Annotated in this window: 1 protein-coding gene; it reads left to right on the top strand. The window is 49.5% G+C overall.

What is annotated here, in order from left to right:
* Positions 1 to 487 (top strand): 7-methyl-GTP pyrophosphatase (gene yceF / locus K0039_RS25065; protein WP_228106843.1); only part of this gene is annotated, 487 nt, incomplete at its 3' end.

Below are 487 nucleotides of genomic sequence, written 5' to 3'. Positions count from 1 at the left end.
ATGCCTAAACTTATTTTAGCCTCCACCTCGCCATGGCGTCGCGCTCTTCTGGAAAAACTGCAAATCTCTTTTGAATGTGCAGCACCAGAGGTCGACGAAACCCCACGCAGCGACGAATCACCGCGACAGTTGGTGCTTCGACTGGCACAAGAAAAAGCGCAATCTCTGGCGTCACGTTATCCGGATCATTTAATTATTGGTTCAGACCAGGTATGTGTTCTTGATGGCGAAATCACCGGTAAACCGTTAACGGAAGAAAATGCCCGTCTGCAATTACGCAAAGCCAGCGGCAATATCGTCACCTTCTATACTGGACTGGCGTTGTTTAATTCGGCGAATGGGCATCTGCAAACAGAAGTGGAGCCTTTTGACGTCCATTTCCGTCACCTGAGCGAGGCGGAGATTGATAATTACGTGCGTAAAGAGCATCCCCTGCACTGCGCGGGTAGCTTTAAGAGTGAAGGATTTGGCATTACGCTGTTTGAGC

It is taken from the genome of Terrisporobacter mayombei, from assembly GCF_020748465.1.
Lineage (GTDB): Bacteria > Bacillota > Clostridia > Peptostreptococcales > Peptostreptococcaceae > Terrisporobacter > Terrisporobacter mayombei.
Note: the sequence above shows the minus strand (reverse complement) of the source record. Positions and strands in the feature narration are given on the sequence as shown.